Below are 19,672 nucleotides of genomic sequence, written 5' to 3'. Positions count from 1 at the left end.
AGCTGGGAGCAACGATGCCCCGAAGCGCCAGATCCGTCCGCGCCGCGCTGGTCGCGGTCGTGGCGGCGGCCGGATTGGTCGCCGCGCCGGTGACCTCGACCGCCGCGGCGGACGCCCCTCCGCCGGATTTCTCGTCCTCGTTCGAGCCGTCGGATCCGCAGCCGACGTGGCAGGACACCGTTGACACCGATGCCGCGGGGCAGCCGCGGACGTCGGGGGTCAACGGCGCGAACGGTGCCACGATCCCGGGTGACATCCGGGGCAAGGTGACCGACGTGAGCGCGAGCAGCGAGAACACCGACGGCGGTGAGGTCTCGGCGAACCTGGTCGACGGCACGACCGACACGAAATGGCTTTCGTGGGACCCCACCGCGTGGGCGCAGCTGACGTTGTCGGAGCCGGTGGCGATCACGCACTACGCGATCAGCTCGGCCAACGACTTCCCCGGCCGTGACCCGCAGGACTGGACGCTGCAGGGGTCGAACGACGCGCAGCAGTGGACGGACCTGGACAAGCAGTCGGGCCAGTCGTTCGACGCGCGGTTCCAGACGAACCAGTACAAGCTCGCGGCACCGAGCGCGGCGTACCGCTACTACCGCCTCGACGTGACGCGCAACCACGGCGACGACATCCTGCAGATGTCGGAGCTGCTGCTGGCCAACGACGACGCCCCGCCGCCGCCGTTGCCGAACATGCGCAGCTTCGTCGACTCCGGGCCCACCAGCGGGTACACGAGCAAGAACCGGGTGGGCTTCACGGGCAAGAAGGCGTTCCGCTACGCCGGTACGCAGACCGCGACCGGGCACGGGTACTCCTACAACAAGGTGTTCGACGTGAACCTGCCGGTGGTCCCGACCACCGAGCTGTCCTACAAGGTGCAGCCGCAGCTCACGGGCAACGACCTGAAGTACCCGAGCACGAACGTCGCGATCGACCTGGCGTTCACCGACGGCACGTACCTGTCGGGGCTGGGTGCGACGGACCAGTACGGGTTCCCGCTGACGCCGCAGGGCCAGGGCGCGAGCAAGATCCTGTACGCCAACCAGTGGAACCTGGTGCGTTCGGCGATCGGCACGGTCGCCGCGGGCAAGACGATCGACCGGATCCTCGTCGGCTACGACAACCCGAACGGGCCGGGTGCGTTCCAGGGCTGGCTCGACGACGTGAAGATCTCGGTGACCCCGACGCCGCCGGCGAGCCAGCGCCCGAGCGACAACGTGCTGACCACGCGCGGCACGATGGCCAACGGCACGTTCTCGCGCGGCAACAACTTCCCGGCCACGGCGGTGCCGCACGGGTTCAACTTCTGGACGCCGGTCACGGACGCGGGTTCGGACAGCTGGCTGTACAACTACTCGACGCAGAACAACGCGGACAACCGGCCGCAGTTGCAGGCGTTCTCGGCGAGCCACGAGCCGAGCCCGTGGATGGGTGACCGGCAGAGCTTCCAGGTGATGCCGTCGGCGGCGGCCGGGGTGCCGGACGCGAACCGCGACGCGCGGGCGTTGTCGTTCTCCCACGACAACGAGGTCGCGCGGGCGCACTACTACGGCGTGACGTTCGACAACGGGATCAAGACGGAGATCGCGCCGACCGACCACGCGGCGGTCATGCGGTTCTCCTTCCCGGGCAGCGACTCGAGCCTGATCTTCGACAACGTGAACAACTCCGGCGGGCTCACGCTCGACCCGGCCACGGGCACGCTGACCGGGTACTCGGACGCGAAGAGCGGGCTGTCGGCGGGCGCGGGGCGGATGTTCGTGTACGCGAGCTTCGACAAGCCGGTGACCGCCGGGGCGAAGCTGACCGGCCAGGGCCGCGACAACGTCACGGGTTACCTGCGGTTCGCCGCGGGTGCGGACAAGACGGTGACGATGCGGATCGCGACGTCGCTGATCAGCGTGGAGCAGGCGAAGAAGAACCTCGAGCAGGAGATCGCGCCGACCGCGACGTTCGACTCCGTGCGTGACGCGGCGCAGCAGGCGTGGGACAAGCAGCTGCGGGTGATCGAGGTGCAGGGCGCGTCGAAGGACCAGCTGGAGACGCTCTACTCGAACCTCTACCGGCTGTTCCTCTACCCGAACGAGGCGTTCGAGAACACCGGCACGCCGCAGGCCCCGGCCTACAAGTACGCCAGCCCGGTGGCCGCCAAGACGGGCGCGGACACCGCGACGCAGACCGGGTCGAAGATCGTCGACGGCCAGATCTACGTCAACAACGGGTTCTGGGACACCTACCGCACCACGTGGCCGGCGTATTCGCTGCTCACGCCCGACATGGCCGGGAAGATGGTCGACGGGTTCGTGCAGCAGTACCGCGACTCGGGCTGGATCGCGCGCTGGTCCTCCCCCGGTTACGCGGACCTGATGACGGGCACGAGCTCCGACGTCGCGTTCGCCGACGCCTACCTCAAGGGCGTGACGAACTTCGACGTGAAGTCGGCCTACGACGCGGCGCTGAAGAACGCCACGGTGACGCCGCCGAACTCGGCGGTGGGCCGCAAGGGGCTGGACCAGTCGATCTTCCTCGGCTACACGCCGAACACCACGGGTGAGGGTTTCTCGTGGGCGATCGAGGGCTACGTCAACGACTTCGGCATCGCGAACCTGTCGAAGAAGCTCTACGACGAGGCGCCGGCGAGCGACCCGCGCAAGGCGGAGTACCTGGAGAACTACCAGTACTTCACCAGCCGCGCGCAGCAGTACGTGAACCTGTTCGACCCGAGCATCGGGTTCTTCCAGGGCAAGGACGCGAACGGCAAGTTCACCAAGACGGCCGACCAGTACGACCCGCGGGTGTGGGGCGGGGACTACACGGAGACCGACGGCTGGAACATGGCGTTCACCGTGCCGCAGGACGGGCAGGGGCTGGCGAACCTCTACGGCGGCAAGGACAAGCTGGCGCAGAAGCTGGACCAGTTCTTCGCCGACCAGGAGACGGCGACGTTCCCGGGCACCTACGGCGGTGCGATCCACGAGATGCGGGAGGCGCGGGACGTGCGGATGGGCCAGTACGGCCACTCCAACCAGCCTTCGCACCACCTGCTCTACATGTACGACTACGCGGGTCAGCCGTCGAAGACGCAGGCCAAGGTGCGGGAGGCGCTCTCGCGGCTGTACTCGGGCAGCGAGCTGGGCCAGGGTTACGCGGGCGACGAGGACAACGGCGAGATGTCCGCGTGGTACGTGTTCGGCGCGCTCGGTTTCTACCCGTTGCAGATGGGCAGCCCGAACTACGCGATCGGGTCGCCGCTGTTCACCAAGGCGACCCTGCACCTGCCGGGTGGCGACGTGGTGATCAACGCGCCGAAGAACTCGGCGAAGAACGTCTACGTGCAGGGCCTGAAGATCAACGGCAAGGCCTGGACGTCGACGTCGCTGCCGCAGGACGTGCTCTCCCACGGGGCCACGCTCGACTTCGACATGGGCCCGAACCCCTCGGCCTGGGGCACGGGCGCGAACGACGCGCCGAAGTCGATCACCACGGGCGACGCGGTGCCGACGCCGCTGCACGACGAGACCGGCGCCGGCAAGGGCACGCTGTCCACTTCGGACGGTTCGAACGCGGCGGCGCTGATCGACAACTCCTCGCGCACCGAGGCGAAGGTGACCGGAGCGGTGACGTATCAGCTGAACTCGACGGACGAGGCGGTCACGCACTACACGCTGACCTCGCCGAAGGGCGCGGGTGACCCGAAGAGCTGGAAGCTCGAGGGTTCCTACGACGGGAAGACGTGGGCGGTCGCCGACCAGCAGACCGGTCAGACGTTCCCGTGGCGGCAGCAGACGCGGGCGTTCGCGGTGGCCAACCCGGCGCACTACGCCTACTACCGGCTCACCGTCACCGACAGCAGCGGTGGTCCCGCGTCGCTGGCGGAGTTCGAGCTGCTGGGCCGGCCGGACGCGTCGTGCACGAAGACGCTGACGGGCGCGCAGAAGGGCCCGCTGACGGTGTCGAGCGGCACGGTGTGCCTCGCCGGCGCCACGGTGTCCGGTCCGGTGACCGTGGCCGCCGGTGCGTCGCTGGTGGTGCGGGGCGGCTCGATCTCGGGTCCGCTCGCGGCGACGGGTGCGGCGCAGGTCGTGCTGAACCGCACGAAGGTGTCGGGCCCGGTGGCGATCACGGGCACGACCGGCTCGGTCTCGGTCGAGCTGACCGACATCGGCGGCCCGGCGACGTTCACGGGCAACCACGGGCCGGTGCTGACCAGCAGCACCGTGGGCGGGCCGCTGGCCTGCACGGGCAACACGCCCGCCCCGACCGACCACGACCTCGCCAACACCGTCCGCGGCCCGGCCGCGGGGCAGTGCGCGAAGCTGTAGCCGGCTGACCCGCCGTGGGGCCTCTTTCCGCATCGGAAAGGGGCCCCACGGTCGTTTCCTGGGGCGGGCGGCGTCAAAGATCATGTCCGTGGCGGGCCGGTGGGCGTCCGAGCGGCTACCGTGTGCGCGTGACCAGCGCCGGGTTCTTCTCATCGTTCGAGGCGGGTGACCCGCAGCCGGTCGCGGCCGGTGTCCGCGTGGACAGCGGGCCCGACCGGTCCCCCACCGCGAAACCGGGCGTGGGGTTCACCGGCGTGCGCGCCCTGCGCTACAGCGGCGTGGCGCGGACGGTGCTGTTCGAGACCGACGTCGAGGTCACCGCCCACAGTGCACTGTCCTACGTGGTCTTCCCGGCCTCGGACGCGACGATCCCCTCCTACCGGAGCACGTTCGTCGCGCTGGACGTGGAGTTCGACGACGGCGGCAGCGCCGGCTTCTCGGCCACTGAGCAGGGGCACGCGAAGACGCTGCTGGTGGACCAGTGGAACCTCGTGCGCCGGCCGCTGGGCGCGTTCGCCGGGCGCCGGGTGCGGCGGATCGTGCTGCTCACCGACGTGCCGGGCGGCCGTGACGTCAAGGGCTGGCTCGACGACGTGCGCGTCGCCGAGCACCACCCGCGCACGGGTGACCCGGTCGACCACGTGCGCACCACCCGCGGCTCGCACTCCGGCTTCGCCTTCTCGCGCGGCAACACGTTCCCGGCCACGGCCGTGCCGCACGGCTTCAACTTCTGGACCCCGGTCACCGACGCGCGGTCGCTGGACTGGATCTACTCCTACCACCGGCACAACACGGCGGCGAACTCCCCGGCGTTGCAGGCGTTCGCGGTGAGCCACCAGCCGAGCCCGTGGATGGGCGACCGCCACACCTTCCACCTCATGCCCGGCACCGGTCCCGTCGAGACCGACCGCCGGCGCCGCGCGCTCACCTTCACCCACGCCGACGAGACCGACCGCCCGCACCACTACGGCGTGCGGTTCTCCACCGGTGTCACCGCCGACATCACGCCCACCGACCACGCGGCGATGTTCCGCTTCACCTTCCCCGACGGCGCCGGCTGGGTGGTCTTCGACAACGCCCGCAACCGCGGCGGCCTGCGCGTGCACCCGTCGACCGGGGTGGTCACCGGCCACACGTGGGTACGCAGCCGCCTGTCCACCGGCGCGCGGCGGATGTTCGTCTACGCCCAAGCGGACGTGCCCGCCTCCGGCGGGGGCCGCGGCTCGATCTGGCGCCGGGTGAGCGGGCACCTGGAGTTCGCCGCGCCCGAGGTGACGCTGCGGATCGCGACGTCCCTGATCAGCCTCGCGCAGGCACGGCGCAACCTGGAGCTGGAGATCCCCGCCGGCACCGGGTTCGACGAGGTCCGCGACCGCGCGCGCCGCAAGTGGCAGGACGTGCTGGGCCGCGTCGAGCTGGAAGGCGCGAGCGAGGACGAGCTGGCCACGTTCTACTCCAACCTCTACCGGCTCTACCTCTACCCGAACCGCGCGCACGAGAACACACCCGACGGCATCCGCCACGCCAGCCCCGTCGCCCGCGGCCGCGCGTTCAGCACCCGCAAACGCACCGGCGCGAAGATCGTCGACGGCGAGCTGTACGTCAACAACGGCTTCTGGGACACCTACCGCACCACCTGGCCCGCCTACGCCCTGCTCACCCCCGAGCGCTGCGGCCGGATGATCGACGGGTTCGTGCAGCAGTACCGCGAAGGCGGCTGGATCGCCCGCTGGTCCTCCCCCGGCTACGCCGACCTCATGACCGGCACCAGCTCCGACGTCGCCTTCGCCGACGCCTACCTCAAAGGCGTGCGCAACTTCGACGTCGAATCCGCCTACGACGCCGCGCTGAAACACGCGACCGTCGCCCCGCCGCGCGCCGGCGTCGGCCGCAAAGGCCTCGACACCGCACCGTTCCTCGGCTACACCCCCACCTCCACGAAGGAAGGCCTGTCCTGGGCGCTGGAAGGCTGCCTCAACGACTTCGGCCTCGCCAACCTCGCCGACGCACTCGCCCGCGAAAGCGAAGGCCCCCGCGCGCGCCGCCGCGCCGACAACGCCGCCTACCTGCGCCAGCGCGCCCAGCACTACGTGCACCACTTCGACCCGCGCATCGGGTTCTTCCAGGGCCGCACCCCCGACGGCGGCCGCCACTTCCCGGCCCACGGCTACGACCCCGAAGCGTGGGGCGGCGACTTCGTGGAGACCAATGCGTGGAACACCGCGTTCTCCGTGCCCCACGACGGGCCCGGCCTCGCCGCCCTGCACGGCGGCACCGCCGGCCTCGAAGCCAAGCTCGACACGTTCTTCACCACCCCCGAGACCGGGCAAAAACCCGGCTCCTACGGCGGCCTCATCCACGAGATGACCGAAGCCCGCGACGTGCGCATGGGCCAGTACGGCCACTCCAACCAGCCCTCGCACCACATCCCGTTCGTCTACGCCTTCGCCGGTGCGCCCGCGAAGCTGCAGCGCACCGTCCGCGAGGTCCTGCGCCGCCTCTACCTCGGCAGCGAGCTCGGCCAGGGCTACCCGGGCGACGAGGACAACGGCGAGATGTCCGCCTGGTACGTCTTCGCCGCCCTCGGCCTGTACCCGCTCACGGTCGGCAGCCCCCGCTACGTGGTGTGCGCGCCGCTGTTCCGCCAGGCGACCCTGCACCTGGAGAACGGCCACGACCTCGTGATCCGCGCCCCCGGCGCCGCCGGCCCGGGGGACGCCGCGGACACGCCCTACGTCCACGGCCTCACCATCGACGGCCGGCCCCACCAGTCGGCAACCCTCTCCCACGCGGTGCTCGCCCGCGGCGCCGTGCTCGAGTTCGACGTCCGCAGCGAACCCGGCACCTGGGGCACCGAACCCGTCACCCCGAAGCAGCCCGAGCCGCTGACCGACCTCGTCGGCACCGCCTACAGCCCCCACGGCCCCGCCGCGCTCCTCGTCGACGACACCAGCCGCACCGAAGCCACCTTCACCACCCGCACCCCCGTGATCGAGTTCTCCGTGCACGGCACCCCCCGCGAAGTCACGATGTACACGCTCACCTCGGGCAGCCGCGACGGCGACCCCACCGCGTGGGTACTGGAAGGCTCCGCCGACGGCCGCCGCTGGACCGTGCTCGACCGCCGCGACGACGAGCTGTTCCGCTGGCGCCGCCAGACCCGCCCGTTCGTCCTCGACAGCCCCGCCGCCTGCGAGCACTACCGTTTGCGTGTCACGGCGGCGAACCGCCGCCGCGTCACCCTCGCCCAGTGGGAGCTGCTCGCCCGATGATCGCCGACCTCCGCGACGCCACACTCGACCGGCTGGCGGCAGCCGATCCCGGCCTCGTCCGCCTGCGGCTGGCCGGCTCCGCCGTGCTGGGCATCATCATCGCCATCCTCGCGCTGCAGCCCCTGCACTTCCCGCTCACCACGTCACTGGTCGCCGCCATCGCCGCCATGATGAGCGCGTTCACCGTCAACGACCCCACCAGCGGCGGCCAAGCCATCACGCTCTGCCTCGCCGCCGTCGTCGGCGCCTGCTCCATCACCCTGGCCACCATCGGCGCCGCCTACCCACCGCTCGACAGCATCATCTTCGTCCTGCTGATCTTCGTCGCCGTCTACGTCCAGCGCTTCGGCCCCCGCGGCACCGCACTGGGCTCCATGGCGTTCTTCCTCTTCTTCTTCCCCATGTTCCTGCAGGCCCACCTCGCCCAGGCCCCGCAGCTGCTCATCGCCATGGCCACCGGCGTCGCCGCCAACGCCCTCGTGCGCTTCGTCCTCCTGCGCCGCAACGCCGAAACCGAGTTCATCCGCATCCGCCGCGCCTTCCGCGCCCGCGTCGCCGCCGCCGTCCGCGCCACCGAGGCCTACATCGCCTCCTCCGGCAGCGACCGCAGCAACCGCCAGATCCGCACCGCACTGGCCCGCCTGCACGAATCCGTCCTCCTCATCGAAGACAACGCCCCCGACGTCGTCGACGCCCGCAACGCCGACCTCCTGCGCCGCCGCGCCATCGAAGTCGAGCTCGCCGTGCAATGGCTCACCATCACCGTCCAGCGCACCTGCTCCCACCCGATGCCCGAAGGCGTCGCCGACGACCTCGTCGCCCGCCTGGCCAAATTCCGCTCCCTGATGGAACGCGACCCCCGCGAACTGCCCCTGATCAGCGAAACCGGCGAGTACAGCCGCATGCTCGTGGAAGGCAGCCGCATCGACGAGAAAGCCCACCCCGGCGACGGCGTCCGTCGCGCCATCGCCGAGCTCGCCGTCGCCGACGACCGCGCCCAGCGCGTCGCCGGCCGCGAAGCCACAGTGGACTACTCCCTCGACGAAGACGACGACGAACCCGAACCCACCAAAGCGTTCGCCTACGACAACCAGACCCGCAGCGCCATCCAGGCCGTGATCGGCGGCGGGCTCGCCGTCCTCGCCGGACAGCTCATCTCCCACCAACGCTGGTACTGGGCCGTGCTCACCGTCTTCGTCGTCTTCGTCGGCACCTCCAGCGCCGGCGCCCGCTTCGTCAAAGGCGTCCGCCGCACCGGCGGCACCCTCATCGGCATCGTCGGCGGCGTCGCACTCGCCCTGCTCGTCAGCGGCAACACCCTCGCGATCCTGGCCCTGATCATGGTCTGCGTCTTCGGCATGGTCTACATGTCCCGCGTCTCGCAGTTCCTCATGGCCTTCTTCGTCACCAGCATGCTCGGCCTGCTCTACAGCCTGCTCGGCACCTTCAGCATCCAAGTCCTCTGGATCCGCGTCGCCGAAACCGCCGTCGGCGCCGCCGCCGGCCTGCTCGCCGCCGTCGTCATCGTCCCCGTCCGCACCCGCTCGGTGATGCTCGACGACATCGCGACCGTGCTCGACGAGCTCCACGACTTCGTCGAATCAGCCGACACCCTGCTCTCGGGCCGCGACAACGTGAACATCATCGAGATGTCCCGCGACCTCGACCGAGCCGTCGAACAGGTCCGCAAGACCATCGAACCCCTCACCCACCCCATCAACCTCCGCAGCGCGCGGCGCGACTACGGCTGGCACGTGCTCACCACGCTGGAAACCATCGCCTTCCGCGCCCGCCACGTCGCCGCCCGCGCCCAGCCCGGCCAGCTCGACGGACCCGTCGCCGACCGCCTCGACCTCTTCGCCGGCCGCGTGCTCGCCAACATCGACCTCGTCGGCGAAGCCGTCCGCCACCCCAACACCACACCCACCGAAAAGCTCATCCGCGACGACGGCACCCCCGTCGTCGACCGCATCGACGACGCCGAAACCCGCGCCGTCGTCTCCAGCTTCAGCCACCTCGACGAAGGCGTCGTCGCGCTGGGCCGCGTGTTCAACGTCGACGCGACCCAGCCCGCACCGGCCGGCGCTAACCGGCCTTCGTGAGCAACTCCATGTTGTGCCCGTCCGGATCGTCGAAGTAGAACCCCCGCCCGCCGAACATCCCGTTGACCCCCGCCGTGCGGTGCAACGGATCGGCGTAGATCGCCGTACCGGCAGCAGTCAGCCGCGCCAGCGCGGCGTCGAACTCCTCGTCGCTCACCAGGAACGCATAGTGCTGACCGGCGACCGTGTCGGCCTGCGCGAAGTCCAGCGTCACCCCGTTGCCCAGCACCACCGGCAGGAACGGAGCCGTCTCCGCACCCACGGTCAACCCCAGGACCCCCGCCAGGAACTCCGCCGACGCGCTCCGATCCGTCGCCCACACGATCGTGTGGTTCAGCTCCGCCATCACGCACCCCCGCGCGCGAACGCCGGTGGCGCACCGAGCGGGCTCAGGTGCATCCCCGCCAGCAACCACCGGCCGTCCTCACGCACCAGCACGTGCGTCGACCGGAACCGCCCGTCCACCGCGTTGCCCCGGTGCGTCGCCTCCTGGTCGTGCACGCCGACCGCGATCGCCGAGTCACCGTGCTCACGCACCTCGACATCGCGCCAGTCCAGCCGGCGCGTGACGAGCCCGCCGCCTTCGTAGCGCTGCAGCCACTGGTCGCGGTCCAGCACGAAACCCAGCGGGCCGACCAGCGTGAAGTCACCCGTGGTCATCCCGGCCAGCGTCGTGGTGTCGCCCGCCGTCTCGGCCGCGACCCAGCGCCTCCCCAAGTCGGTGATCTCTTCGGTGGTGCCCATGATCCCTCCCGTGGTCAGTGGAGCAGCTTGACGCGACAAACGTTAGAACTCGAATCGTTAGATGTCAAACGCTTAGTCTTCGATCAATCTGCGCTACGGTGCACCCGTGCCCCGACCCACCACCGCCCCCATCGGCGTCCTCCTCGCCCGCACCGCCAAAGCCGCGGGCCAAGCCTTCGACCAGGCCCTCGCCGCCGTCGGCGGCTCCCAGCCCGTCTGGCAGATCCTCATCGCCCTCAAAACCCACCAGCACACCAGCCAACGCGAGCTCGCCGACGCCGTCGGCATCCAAGGCGCCACCCTCACCCACCACCTCAACGGAATGGAAACCGCCGGCCTGCTCACCCGCACCCGCGACCCCGAAAACCGCCGCGTCCACCACGTCGAGCTCACCGAGTACGGCGAAACCACCTTCCACCGCCTCGCCGAAGCCGCTGTGGCCCACGACAACCGCATGCGCACCGGCCTCACCGACCACGAGATCGCGACGCTCGCCACACTCCTGGGCCGCCTCGCCGCCAACGTCACGACACCCGCCGGAGAGTGACTGGACGCACCCGAACGAACGCACCCGCGAGTACTAGAGTCGCGGTACTAGCCAAAGTCGTCTCAAGCTGGAGAACCCGCTATGACCCAAGCCCCTGTCAACGTCACCGTCACCGGTGCGGCCGGCCAGATCGGCTACGCGCTGCTCTTCCGCATCGCGTCCGGTCAGCTCCTCGGCCCGGACACCCCGGTGAAGCTGCGGCTCCTCGAGATCCCGCAGGCGGTCAAGGCGGCTGAGGGCACCGCGATGGAGCTCGACGACGGCGCCTTCCCGCTCCTGTCCGGGATCGACATCTTCGACGACCCCAAGCAGGCGTTCTCCGGCACCAACATCGCCCTGCTCGTCGGCGCCCGCCCCCGCACCAAGGGCATGGAGCGCGGCGACCTGCTCGAGGCCAACGGCGGCATCTTCAAGCCCCAGGGCGAAGCCATCAACGCCGGCGCGGCCGACGACATCCGCGTCCTCGTGGTGGGCAACCCGGCCAACACCAACGCCCTCATCGCCAAGTCCCACGCACCCGACGTCCCGGCCGACCGCTTCACCGCGATGACCCGCCTCGACCACAACCGCGCCCTCGCGCAGCTGTCGAAGAAGCTCGACGTCCCGGTCTCGGACATCAAGCGCCTGGCCATCTGGGGCAACCACTCGGCCACGCAGTACCCGATGATCACCCACGGCACCGTCGGCGGCAAGAACCTCGCCGAGGCCGTCAACGACCAGAAGTGGGTCGAAGAGACCTTCATCCCCACCGTCGCCAAGCGCGGCGCCGCCATCATCGAGGCCCGCGGCCTCTCCTCCGCCGCCTCCGCCGCGTCGGCCGCCATCGACCACGTCTACACCTGGGTCAACGGCACCGACGAAGGCGACTGGACCTCCGCCGCGGTCATCTCCGACGGCTCCTACGGCGTGCCCGAGGGCCTCATCTCGTCCTTCCCGGTCACCGCCAAGGACGGCAAGTACGAGATCGTCCAGGGCCTCGAGATCGACGACTTCTCCCGCGCCCGCATCGACGCCACCGTCGGCGAGCTCGCCGAGGAGCGCGACGCCGTGCAGAAGCTCGGCCTCATCTGAGTTGAGCACTGCTTCTTCTGAGGGCCGCCCCGGATCCGTCCGGGGCGGCCCTCGCCTCATTCACCTCAACGGTCCGTCGGGCATCGGGAAGTCCACCGTCGCGCGCCTCTACGCCGACCGCCCCCCCGGCGTGCTCGACCTCGACACCGACCACGTCGTCTCCCTCATCGGCGGCTGGCGCGACGACTTCTTCGCCACCCTGCCCGTGGCCCGCCGGCTGGCCGTCGCCATGGCGGAAACCCATCTGCGGTCCGGGTTCTCCGTCGTGATGCCCCAGCTGGCGACGCACCTGAAAGAGGTCGCCGGGTTCGAGGCCGCCGCCCGCGCCGCAGGAGTGCCGTACGTCGAGATCGCGCTGACGGCGGCGAAGCCCCACGCGTTCGACCGCTATTCCTCCCGCTCCAGCGACACCGAGCCGGCCCGCGACATCGACGAGATCATCACCCGCGCCGGTGGGCTCGAGCTGGTCGACCGCGTCCACGACCATCTCGCCGCGTACCTGCGGCAACGTCCGAAGTGCACGGTGGTCGACACGGAAACCCTTGGTGTGGAACAGACCTACGATGCCGTGGTCGAGATCCTCTCCGGTGTTTAGCGTATTTTTGGTGGTGCGGCGAAGCGCTCGAGCTGAGGATGATTTTCGCCATCCGGCCCGCCGTATAGGTCGTTATACACTTCTGAATTGACTACCTACAGGGAGCTGGGCACGGTCGGTCAGGATCCGTCCGTGAGTGATTCGGGAAAGCCGAACAGGGTGACCAGGGCTTCGTCGTGGAACGCCACGACTCGGGCGACCCCGGTGGCGGTCGGAGCCAGGACCACGATGCCGATCCCCCGGAACACGCCGGCTTCGTCTCGGCGGTACTCGACGGCGGCAGGCTGGCAGTTCGCTGTGGTGCGGAGCATTCGCCAGTCCCCCGGCGCGCCCAGCACGTCCGCGGCGAGCATGCGGATGCAGTTGACCAGCCCGGCCTGCCACTCGCGGAACGGGGTCGCCTCCAGCGTCGCGTCCGTGCGCAGGACCTGTTGCAGGAGACCGGCATCCGAGCGTTCGAAGGCCGTGATGTAACCGTCGAGCAGGGCCCGCGCCCGCGGGTCGGCCGGTTCGAGCAACCGCTCCGGCCGTGGTTCGAGCTCACCGAGCCGCGCGCGGGCCCGCTGCAGTCCGCTCTTCACGGCAGCGGTGGTGGTCCCGAGCAGCTGCGCGGTTTCGGCCGCGGAGAACGCCAGCACGTCACGCAGGATGAGGATCGCGCGCTGGCGGGCGGGCAGGTGCTGAAGGCTCGCGATGAGCGCCAGGCGCACTGACTCGCGCGCGACGACCGACGTGGCCGGATCGTCGTCGGCCAGGGCTGTCCACCGGTCCGGCCACGGCTCCAGCCACGAGACCTCACCCGGCGCGCCAGGGTCGGCTGGCCGTTCGGATCGGTCCTGGGGACCGCCCAGGCCCGAGGGCAGCATCCGGATCTTGCGCTGCTGCACCGTGGTCAGGCAGACGTTGGTGGCGATCTTGTAGAGCCAGGACCGGATCGGCGCACGGCCCTCGAACCCGGCGTAGGACCGCCAGGCGCGCAGGTACGTTTCCTGCACCAGGTCCTCGGCGTCGTGCGCCGAGCCGGCCATCCGGTAGCAGTGCGCCAGCAGCTCCCGGCGGAACGGCTCGGTTTCGGCGGCGAACCGGTCCGCCGGTTCCCGCGCCTGGGCCGTCACGCGGCGAGCCCGGGTCGCGGCGCGCGGTTGACCGTGGATCGCCTGGTGACCATGCCTGCTCCTCGTCCGGACCGATCCCGCGGATCGGGACCGTCGCCCACTATGACCCCGGACGCGGCCCGAAGGAATCGAACCGCAGGTCAGCCCGGAGTCAGGGGCGCAGGGCGAGCTTGCCGACGGTCGCCCTCGACTCCAGTGCGGCGAGGGCGTGCGGGCCGTCGGCCAGGTCGTGGACGACCGGTCGTTCGGGCGGAAGGACACCGGCGGCGACAAGCACCGACAGCTCGCCCATGACCTCTCCGAAGATCCGGGGAGCCGCCTGGCTCAGTACCCCGAGATTGAGCCCGACGACGTGGACCTGGTGGCGGTAGACGAGGTCCCAGTTGGTGATCGCGGCCTGGCCGTCGGCCAAGCCGTAGACGACAACCCGGCCGGTGACCGGTTTGGCCGAGGCCAGGGCGGCCGCGAAGCCGGCACCGCCGGCCGACTCCAGCACCAGATCAGCACCGGCGCCATCGGTCAGCCGCCGGACTTCGGCGGCGAGATCGGCGTCCCGGGAGTCCAGGACGTGATCGGCACCGAGTGCCCGCACGATCTCGTGCTTGGCCGGGGACGCGGTCGCGATGACCGTCGCGCCGTAGTGCTTGGCCATCCGCACCGCGGCCTGGCCGGTCGCGCCCGCCGCGGCGCGGACCACCACCGTCTCCCCCGAGGTCAGCCTGCCCAGCGGCTTGAGCGCGGCGAGGGCGGCCGGACGGTTCACGACCAGGCCGAGCACCTGCTCGGCCGACCAGCCGGCCGGCACCGGCAGCGCCGCGGCCGCCGGCAGCAGCGCATACTCGGCGAACGCACCGGAGCCGACACCGACGACCGGATTCCCCGGCTCGAGGCCGGTGACGTCCGGGCCCAGCGCGACACTTCGCCCGAGGCTTCGAAACCCGCCAGGTACGGCGGCTGCGGGCCGCCTCGGAACAGCCCGCGGGCTTGCGAGAGGTCGGCAAAATTGACCCCGGCGGCCCGGACCCTGATCAGCACTTCACCCCGCCCGGGCGCCGGTACCGGCGCGTCGGTGATCAGTCGCAGGTCTTGCGGTCCCTCGAGCGACGTCTGCTCCAGGGCGCGCATGGTGGCGGGAATGCTCACGGCGATCAGCTCTCTTCCGGCTTGCCGAACCCGGCGAGCTCGGGGCGAGCCGCACCGTCGAAGAGGGAGACCTCGCGCCGAGCCGAAAGGAATCGGCGGTCGTCCGGGTGCCATCCCGCGCCAGTCGTCCTCAGAAGACTGAGCGGATCGCCTCCACGACCGCGTCCTCGTGGTCGAGGTGCATCGTCTGGTGGGCCGCGCCGTCGAGGACGCGGTGCTCACCTCGCGGAACCGAAGCGGCGATCGACGCGTGCAGTGCCTTGATCCCCGCGAGCATCTCCCTCATCAGCTCCGGCGACGCGAACTGCGCCCAGTACGGGTTGGCGCCCAGTGCGCTCAGCACGACGAGAGGGACGTCCGGCAGCCCTCCCCCGGCGCGAACCTGGTCGTACACCGTGGTTTCGAAGTTCTGCGTCTCCAGGACCGCCGTAAGCCACTCCGTGAGGTGCTTGTCCACCAACTCTTTGCGGACGTCGTCAGGCCAGGCGGCGTAGAGCGCCAGCAGGGCGTCGCGGGAGGCGGCCAGCTGCTCGGTCGTCGGTTCAGGCAGGGTGGTGGGGTCGGGTTTGAGGCTCTCGTTCAGCTCCGCGGCCTCCGCCGGCAGGAACTCCAGGATGTCCTCGTGGCCCGGATCGAGGAACACCAAGCCGGCGACCTCCTCGGGGAAGCGCTGCGCGTAGCGGCGGGCGTACAGCGCCCCGAGCGAATGCCCGGCCAGCACGTACGGTCCCGACACGTCCGCGGCCGCCAGCAAGGCCCGCAGCTCGTCCGTCACCTCGTCCGGCGTGCGCGGCAGCCCGGCTGTGGCGCTCCAGCCCGTGCCGGCCCGGTCGTACACCACGCTCGTGGTGAACTCCGCGACGCGCTGCTGCACGTTCAGGAAGTCGTACGCCATCAAGCCCGCGCCGGGCAAGAACACCACCGCGGGGCCGCCCGCACCGGAGCGGTGCAGCAGCAGCCGACGCCCGGCGATCTCGTAGTGCTCGCCCAGTGGTGCCCCATCGACCTTCATCGCCGAACGTCCCGTCACGGACCCCCAGCGGCCCACCGTTCTCAACATTGCGAACGGTAGCAGATGTGCGAACATAACGGCGTGGACGATCTCGAACTCCTGGTGCACCCGGTGCGGCTGCGCGTGGTGCACGCCCTCTCCGGCGGGCGCCCCCTCACCACCACCGAGCTGGCCGAGCGCATCCACGACGTGTCGAAGGCGACCCTGTACCGCCACGTCGGCCTGCTCGCCGAAGCCGGAATCCTCGAAGTGGCCGAGGAACAACGCGTCCGCGGCGCCGTCGAGCGCAGCTACCGGCTGCGCCGTGACCGCGCGGTGGTCGACGCGGACACGGCAGCCTCGGCGACGCTCGACGACCACCGCAAGGTGTTCGCGACCGCGATGACGACGTTGATCGCCGAGTTCACCGCGTACCTGGGCCGCGCCGGCGCGGATCCGGCCGAGGACCTGGTGGGCTACCGCCAGCACTCCGTCTGGCTGAGCCACGAGGAGCTCACTGACCTGATCACCGATCTCCGCGAAGTCCTCCTCCCGCGGCTGCGCAACGAGCCCGCCCCCGGCCGGCGTCAGCACCTCATCAGCCCGATCTTGTTCCCTTTGGAGTGACCAAGGCCGGAACGACGCCCGGACGTATAGGTCGTTATACAGTCCACAAGAGACAAAAGTGGGGCCGACCGTTCCCGATCGGCCCCACCCCGAAAACGCTCAGGCTCCCGCGAGACCCCGGCGCTCCAGCAGCGGCTGGATCTCCGGCTGACGGCCGCGGAAGTTCGCGAACGCCTCCATCGGGTCCACGCTCCCCCCGCGGCCCAGCAGGGTCGAGCGGAAGTGGTCGCCGTTCTCGCGCTTCAGCCCGCCGTTCTCGCGGAACCACTGCACGGTGTCGGCGTCGAGGACCTCGCTCCAGATGTAGGAGTAGTAGCCCGCGCTGTAGCCGCCGCCGAAGACGTGGTTGAAGTACGTGGTGCGGTAGCGCGGCGGGACGCTTTCCAGGGCCACGCCGGCCTTCTCCAGCGCGTCGGCCTCGAAGCGCTGGACGTCGTCGACGCGGTCGTCCACGCCGAGGCGGTGCCAGGCGAGGTCGAGCAGCGACGCGGCCAGGTACTCCGTCGTCTTGAAGCCCTCGCCGTACTGCTGCGCGGCTTCCAGCTTGGCGACCTGCTCGGCGGGCAGCGGCTCCCCCGTCACGTGGTGCTTGGCGTAGTGGGCCAGCACCTCCGGCCACAGCATCCACATCTCGTTGACCTGCGACGGGTACTCCACGAAGTCACGCGGCACGTTCGGGCCGGAGAACGTCGGGTAGACGACGCCCGAGAGCAGCCCGTGCAGGGCGTGGCCGAACTCGTGGAACACGGTGGTGACCTCGTCGAGCGTCAGCAGGGTCGGCTCCCCCGCCGGCGGCTTCGCGACGTTGAGCACGTTGACCACCACGGACTTCCGCCCCAGCAGGTCCGACTGGCTCACGAAGTTGTTCATCCACGCGCCGCCGCGCTTGGAGTCACGCGTGTAGTAGTCCACGAGGAACAGGCCCATGCCGCTGCCGTCGGCGTCGAAGACCTCGAAGGTCCGCACCTCCGGGTGGTACTTGGGCAGGTCGTCGCGTTCGGTGAAGGTCAGGCCGTACAGGCGGTTAGCGGCGAAGAACACGCCGTCGGTGAGCACGCGGTTGAGCTCGAAGTACGGGCGCAGCGCCGCGGTGTCCACCTCGTAGCGCTCGCGGCGCACCTTCTCGGCGTAGAACGCCCAGTCCCACGGCTTCAGCGTCGCGCCGGGAACGTCGGCCTCGAGGTGCTGCTGCAGCTCGGCGGCCTCCGCGCGGGCGTTGGCCACCGCGACCGGCGCCAGCCGCTCCAGCAGGCCCGAGGCCGCGTCGGCGGTCTTGGCCGTCTCGTCGGAGATCACGTACGACGCGTGGTCGGGGTAGCCCAGCAGCGCCGCGCGCTCGGCCCGCAGGCGGACGACCTCGGCGGCGACGGAGTTGTTGTCGTACTCGTTGCCGCGGTTGCCCCGCGAGACCGACGCGGTGAAGACGCGCTCGCGCACGGCGCGGTTCTCCAGCGACTCCAGGGCCGCCTGCGCGGTCGGCAGCGTGAGGTTCAGGACGTACTTGCCCGCTTCGCCGCGAGCCGCGGCCGCCTCGGCGGCGGTGGCGATCGCGCCCTCGTCGAGCCCGGCCAGGTCGGCGACGTCGTCGAGGACCACTGCGAGCTCGTTGGTGTCGCGCAGCAGGTTCTGCTGGAACTTCGTCTGCAGGGTCGAGAGCTGCTCGTTGAGCTTGCGCAGCTTCTCCTGCTCGGCCGCGGGCAGGCCGGCGCCCGCGCGGCTGAAGTCGGTGTGGCGGCGCTCCAGCAGGCGCAGCGACTCGGCGTCGAGGCCGAGGCTCTCGCGGCGCTCGTACAGCGCGCTGATCCGCGCGAACAGCTGCGGGTCCAGGTGGATCGCGTCGGAGTGCGCGGCCAGCTTCGGCGCCAGCTCCGCCTGGATCTCCTGGATCTCGTCGGTCGAGTCGGAACCGGAGACGTTGAAGAACGTGCCGGACGCCCGCTCCAGCAGCTCCCCCGCCCGCTCCAGCGCGGCGATGGTGTTGTCGAACGTGGGCTCCGCCGGGTTCTCGGCGATGTCCCGGATCTCCGCGGCGTGGGCGATCAGGCCCTCTTCGAACGCGGGCCGGTAGTGCTCGACCTTGATCTTGTCGAACGGCGGCAGGGCGTAGGGCAGCTCACTCGGGGTGGCGAACGGGTTGTCCGGCGAAATCATCGGGTTGTGCTCCTGGTTCTTCACGTGCTTTCCCGCGCTGATCCCGCCCACCCTACGGGTTTCGCGGCCCTGGTCGAGCCGCTTTCCGCCGAGGGCGTGTCCACCCGGCTCAGCGCCCGGTGCTGCCCCCGACCACCGCGTCGCTGTCGCCCGCCTTCTTGCCGCGGGACTTCTTCTTCGGCGGCGGGGGCACGATGCCCTTGAGGTCGCCGCCGTTCTCGTTCACGCGCAGCACGAACGGCCGGGTCTCGGTGTAGCGGACCACCGACACCGACGCCGGGTCCACCACGATGCGCTGGAACGCGTCGAGGTGCTGGCCCAGTGCGTCGGCCAGCACCGCCTTGATCACATCGCCGTGGCTGCACGCGATCCACACCGCGTGGTCACCGTGCTCGGCGGTGATGCGGGCGTCGTGGGCGCGGATCGCGGCCACCGCGCGCGCCTGCATCGCGGCCAGGCCCTCACCGCCGGGGAACACCGCCGCCGACGGGTGCGACTGGACCACCCGCCACAGCGGCTCCTTGACCAGCGTCTTCAGCTCACGACCGGTCCAGTCGCCGTAGTCCACTTCGGACAGGCGCGGCTCCACGGTTTTGTCCAGACCCAGCGCCGTCGCCAGCGGCGTCACCGTCTGCTTGCACCGCAGCATCGGCGACACCACCAGCTCGGCGACCGGCACGCCGGCCAGCCGCTCGACCAGCTTCTCGGCCTGCGTGCGGCCGGTGTCGTCGAGACCGACCTTCGGCGTGCGCCCCGCCAGGACGCCGGACCCGTTCGCGGTGGACTTCCCGTGCCGCAGCAAGATGACCGTACTCACGAAAGCAACAGTAACTGTGTCTTCGGCCTCGGCTCCGCCGAGGCGTGCGAGATCGCTGAGTCTTTGGCCCCGGCTCCGCCGGGGCGTGCGAGATCGCCTTTGAGCCGGCTTCCGGATGGAGCGGTCGGATCGGCCGGGGGCCGATCGCACCGCCCCATCCGGAAGCCGGCGCGAT

The 19,672-nt window shown here is 70.5% G+C and carries 15 protein-coding genes; 7 read left to right on the top strand and 8 right to left on the bottom strand.

Translation table 11 applies throughout. The annotated features are described in order from the left end of the window. Positions 1-14: 14 nt before the first annotated feature. The 3 genes from AB0878_RS48220 (at position 15) to AB0878_RS48210 (ending at position 9,696) form a co-directional block, all read left to right on the top strand. A complete protein-coding gene (locus tag AB0878_RS48220) occupies positions 15-4,322 on the top strand; it encodes a GH92 family glycosyl hydrolase (RefSeq protein WP_366590140.1) in 4,308 nt (1,435 codons plus the stop codon). 128 nt (positions 4,323-4,450) lie between these two features. After that, entirely contained in the window at positions 4,451-7,594 is a 3,144-nt protein-coding gene (locus tag AB0878_RS48215; RefSeq protein WP_366590138.1) for a GH92 family glycosyl hydrolase, read from the top strand. Continuing rightward, positions 7,591-9,696: an FUSC family protein gene (locus tag AB0878_RS48210; RefSeq protein ID WP_366590136.1), complete on the top strand. Its 2,106-nt coding sequence runs from the start codon at positions 7,591-7,593 to the stop codon at positions 9,694-9,696. The genes AB0878_RS48215 and AB0878_RS48210 overlap by 4 nt, the downstream gene beginning before the upstream one ends. On the opposite strand, the gene AB0878_RS48205 is transcribed toward AB0878_RS48210, so the two are convergent. Continuing rightward, positions 9,680-10,042 carry a VOC family protein gene (locus AB0878_RS48205; protein ID WP_366590134.1) on the bottom strand — a complete coding sequence of 121 codons (363 nt, stop codon included), beginning with the start codon at positions 10,040-10,042 and terminating at the stop codon, positions 9,680-9,682. The two genes, AB0878_RS48210 and AB0878_RS48205, sit on opposite strands and share 17 nt — an antisense overlap. Continuing rightward, positions 10,042-10,440, bottom strand: a complete 399-nt coding sequence (locus tag AB0878_RS48200; protein WP_366590132.1) for a nuclear transport factor 2 family protein — start codon at positions 10,438-10,440, stop codon at positions 10,042-10,044. The genes AB0878_RS48205 and AB0878_RS48200 overlap by 1 nt, the downstream gene beginning before the upstream one ends. Before the next feature lie 106 nt (positions 10,441-10,546). Between AB0878_RS48200 and AB0878_RS48195 the strand changes: the two genes are divergently transcribed. The 3 genes from AB0878_RS48195 (at position 10,547) to AB0878_RS48185 (ending at position 12,653) form a co-directional block, all read left to right on the top strand. Continuing rightward, positions 10,547-10,987, top strand: coding sequence for a MarR family winged helix-turn-helix transcriptional regulator (locus AB0878_RS48195; RefSeq protein ID WP_366590129.1), 441 nt, complete (start codon positions 10,547-10,549; stop codon positions 10,985-10,987). Between the two features lie 81 nt (positions 10,988-11,068). Then, a complete protein-coding gene (locus AB0878_RS48190; RefSeq protein ID WP_366590127.1) occupies positions 11,069-12,058 on the top strand; it encodes a malate dehydrogenase in 990 nt (329 codons plus the stop codon). Between the two features lies 1 nt (position 12,059). Further along, complete coding sequence (locus tag AB0878_RS48185) at positions 12,060-12,653, top strand: AAA family ATPase (RefSeq protein ID WP_366590125.1); 594 nt, start codon at positions 12,060-12,062, stop codon at positions 12,651-12,653. 119 nt (positions 12,654-12,772) lie between these two features. On the opposite strand, the gene AB0878_RS48180 is transcribed toward AB0878_RS48185, so the two are convergent. The 4 genes from AB0878_RS48180 to AB0878_RS48165 form a co-directional block, all read right to left on the bottom strand. Continuing rightward, positions 12,773-13,807, bottom strand: coding sequence for an RNA polymerase subunit sigma-70 (locus AB0878_RS48180; protein ID WP_366590169.1), 1,035 nt, complete (start codon positions 13,805-13,807; stop codon positions 12,773-12,775). Positions 13,808-13,919: 112 nt separating this feature from the next. Then, positions 13,920-14,573: a zinc-binding dehydrogenase gene (locus tag AB0878_RS48175; RefSeq protein WP_366590123.1), complete on the bottom strand. Its 654-nt coding sequence runs from the start codon at positions 14,571-14,573 to the stop codon at positions 13,920-13,922. Beyond that, on the bottom strand, positions 14,528-14,893 hold the full coding sequence (locus tag AB0878_RS48170; protein WP_366590121.1) for an alcohol dehydrogenase catalytic domain-containing protein: 366 nt from the start codon (positions 14,891-14,893) through the stop codon (positions 14,528-14,530). Before AB0878_RS48170 ends, AB0878_RS48175 begins: the two co-directional genes overlap by 46 nt. Positions 14,894-15,041: 148 nt before the next feature. Continuing rightward, positions 15,042-15,923, bottom strand: a complete 882-nt coding sequence (locus AB0878_RS48165; RefSeq protein ID WP_366590118.1) for an alpha/beta hydrolase — start codon at positions 15,921-15,923, stop codon at positions 15,042-15,044. A gap of 81 nt (positions 15,924-16,004) precedes the next feature. Between AB0878_RS48165 and AB0878_RS48160 the strand changes: the two genes are divergently transcribed. Beyond that, positions 16,005-16,529: a helix-turn-helix domain-containing protein gene (locus AB0878_RS48160; RefSeq protein WP_366590116.1), complete on the top strand. Its 525-nt coding sequence runs from the start codon at positions 16,005-16,007 to the stop codon at positions 16,527-16,529. A 99-nt stretch (positions 16,530-16,628) separates the two neighbouring features. On the opposite strand, the gene AB0878_RS48155 is transcribed toward AB0878_RS48160, so the two are convergent. Then, complete coding sequence (locus AB0878_RS48155; protein ID WP_366590167.1) at positions 16,629-18,680, bottom strand: M3 family metallopeptidase; 2,052 nt, start codon at positions 18,678-18,680, stop codon at positions 16,629-16,631. 109 nt (positions 18,681-18,789) lie between these two features. Continuing rightward, a complete protein-coding gene (locus AB0878_RS48150) occupies positions 18,790-19,497 on the bottom strand; it encodes a histidine phosphatase family protein (RefSeq protein WP_366590114.1) in 708 nt (235 codons plus the stop codon). Between the last annotated feature and the right edge of the window lie 175 nt (positions 19,498-19,672).

This window comes from Amycolatopsis sp. NPDC047767 (genome assembly GCF_040704195.1).
GTDB lineage: Bacteria > Actinomycetota > Actinomycetes > Mycobacteriales > Pseudonocardiaceae > Amycolatopsis.
This window is presented reverse-complemented; position numbering and strand designations above follow the sequence as displayed.